This is a genomic window from Synechococcus sp. R55.2, from assembly GCF_047462075.1.
Lineage (GTDB): Bacteria > Cyanobacteriota > Cyanobacteriia > Thermostichales > Thermostichaceae > Thermostichus.
The window spans coordinates 23,101-26,148 of record NZ_JANSIH010000227.1 but is presented as its reverse complement, the minus strand read 5'-3'; the positions used below and the strand labels follow the sequence as shown (position 1 = coordinate 26,148).

At 60.4% G+C, this 3,048-nt stretch carries 1 protein-coding gene and 1 pseudogene; both read right to left on the bottom strand.

The annotated features are described in order from the left end of the window. A partial coding sequence (gene rodA / locus NW838_RS07875) for a rod shape-determining protein RodA (RefSeq protein ID WP_414427812.1) occupies positions 1-1,289 on the bottom strand: 1,289 nt, incomplete at its 3' end. A 223-nt stretch (positions 1,290-1,512) separates the two neighbouring features. Beyond that, positions 1,513-3,048: pseudogene (locus tag NW838_RS07870) on the bottom strand (hypothetical protein); the annotation flags it as partial.

The window sequence follows — 3,048 nt, the reverse complement described above, 5'->3', positions numbered from 1 at the left end:
TGGCGGTGCATCACCACCGACTCCACCAAGCCGATGGCCAGAAAATTGGTCAGCAGAGCCGAGCGGCCATAGCTCAAAAAAGGCAAAGGCAAACCGGTAATGGGGGCCAGGCCGATGGTCATGCCGATGTTGACTACTGCCTGAAACAGGATCATTGCCAGCACCCCAATGGTGATCAGGGATCCAAAATTGTCCTTGGCCCCTTGGGCAATCCAGATCAGCCGCGCACACAGGATCCAGAACAGGATCAGCACCGTCAGGGTGCCCACAAAGCCCATCTCTTCCCCAATGGCGGAGAAAATGAAATCCGTGTGCTGTTCGGGGATAAAGTCCAGTTGGGTTTGGGTGCCCTGCTGGATGCCCTGTCCCCAGAGGCCACCGGCCCCGATGGCAATGCGGGATTGAATGAGGTGATAGCCGGATCCCCAAGGCTCTTGCATGGGATCGATGAAAATCTCCAGCCGCCGCCGCTGATAGGGCTTGAGAAGGTGCCAGGCTAGCTGCCCCAACTGCCCCGAGAGCAGGTTGATCACCCCAAAAGTTACGGCCCCCGTCCACCGCCAGGGGAGACGCCAAGCGGCCAACCCCGCCATTCCCAGACACCAGAGCAGCCAAATCCAAAGCATCCAGCTCTGCTCTGGGCGAGTGTGTAAGCCATAGAGAATGGCTCCCACCCCCGGCGACAAAAGCAAGAGGATCCAACTGCCCTTGGCTCCGGCCCAGTAGAGCATGACCAGGACAATCACCACAAACACCAGGGCAGTGCCCAGGTTGGGCTGCAGGAAAATCAAGATCCAGGGGGGAGCGACGACGGCAACGGCCACCCAAATCTGGCTGAAGTATTTGATCGGCCAGTGGTGCAGGAGAGCGGCCAGGGTGATGATTACCCCCAGCTTGGCAAACTCAGAAGGCTGCACCTGAAAGCCGGCGATGGAGAGCCAGCGCTCCGCTCCTCCGCCTGCTGTGCCGAAAAAGAGCACTGCAATTAAACTCGCCAAGGTCAAGAAGTAGGTGAACCAGTGCCAGCGCAACAGCCGCTCATATGGAATCCGGGCCACCACTCCCAAAAACGCCAGGCTGATCCCGGCCATGATCAACTGCTGTACCCAGTAGTGGCTGATGGGCCGCTCCCAGACCGCACTGCGGATAGCAACAATACCGATGCCCGTCAAGGCCAGCACTGTGGCCAGCAAAATGCCATCGAACTCCCGCCAAGGAGCCAAGATCTGCCGCAGGAGCTTTTTCCACCCAGGCTGAGAAGATACCTTTGGGTCAGCGTTGCCCAGCAATAGACCCGATCCTCCAAAGCAAGGCCAGCCTCAGTTTGACATACCCCCTGCCCTACCGACTTGTTTTCTCATCACTCGCGTTGAGTGTCGATTCCTCGTCGATCCATTTTCTGGCGTGTTCGCCTCCTCTGATAGGGCCTCAGTAGTGCTCCGCACCGCTGTCGCGAACAGGTCAGCCCTCCTCAAGTTGATCCTGCTCAGATTGGCTGGACTCAGGATTCTTTCATTCCCAGCTCTGCAGTTGCCCTAGCCAAGCGGAGAGGCGGGATCCCACCTCTTCTCGACGCCCTTCAAGATTGGCTGCCGTCCAAATCAGAAGCAGGCCCAGCAGGATCCCAGTGGCCCAGAGCAGCAGCGCATCAGTTGTTACCAACAGCCATCCCTGCCGCAGGATCCCCAGCCCAAAGGCCAGCGTGCCCACGAAGAGATAGGCTCTTACCCGCAAGGCCAAGCCCAGCAGACCCAAGGCCAAACCCAACCCTACCGGCCAAAAGCCCGTCCACCGTTGCCCGTGAGTTTCCACCAGCACCACCAGCAGCCATGTGCCCAAGGAAACCAGCCGCAGCCAATGTCGCCCCTGTCGCCCGCTGGCTTCCTGTAATCCCGGATCCACCTGAGCCACATAGAGCAGGGATCCCACCAGGGGCAGGGCATAGAACGTCAGGGAAGCCCAATCCTGATGCCAGCCGTAACTCCACAGGATCCAGTTGCTCAAGAACAGGCTGACATAGCCCAGGCGCACTTGGGATCTCCAGATAGCCAGCAGGGCATAGTAGGTTGCCCCCAGCAGCAGATTAAGGGTGTTATTTCCTCCCGCGGTTACCAGAAAAGCGGCCAGGGGCAGCACCAAGGCTGTATTCTGCCAAGGAGCCGCCGGCCAGCCCCACCGTCGCCAGGGCAAGCCATGGTAAACCAGCCCCAGCCCACAGAGCAGGGATCCGGCCCATCGCGCTATGGATAGCTGCGGCAGCCCCAGGAACACACCGCCCAGCAGAACCCCAGCTCCTTGCCAAGCACTGAGGTAACCCCAGACCGTTGGCGCCCAATTTCGCTCTGTCGGAGATTCTGAAGTTGAGGTTCTCGCCTGTCCGGCGGCATAGGCCACCAGGCCGGATCCCGTCAGCACCCAGAGCCCCTTCCCCCAAGGGCTGAGAGCGAAACTCCAAAGGGCGAGGCTGGCCAAGCCCCAGTTGCCGGCACCTATCCGCTGCAGCCAGGCCGCTTTCAGCCGCAGGGTCGCCACCAGCCAAGATGGACAGAGGCAGTAGCCCACTGCCAAGAGCAGCCCTAGCAAAGCTGTCAGCACCGCCGCTTCGTCCTCCCAGAATTCCCCAGTTTGCTGGCCGAGAAAGTAGACCCAGCTCTCGTAGGCCGCCAGCGATATTCCGAAAGCTCCCAGGATCCCCTTCCGGTTGGTAGGAGGAGGGCCTTCCTGTTCGCGACAGGGGTGCTGCTCCGGTGACTGTCGGCGCCCCACGCCCAGCAGCACGATGGAGAGACCTAAGCTGCCCAGACCTGTCAGCTCGCTCCATTCGAGTTCGAGATGGGATCCCAGCCAGCCCAAGCCGGCATAGATCAGCGGCGCTGTCCCCCAGCAACTCAGAGCCTTGACCCGCTGCAGGAGTTGTCCCCCTGAGGACTCCGTCCCACCAGCGCGATCGGGCCGCTCAAAGAGGAGTTTCTCCGGCCCAATCCAAAAGAGGATCCCCAGGCTTAGATTGATGACGGCAAGCAGAGGGGCAACAGGACGGGATCCCTG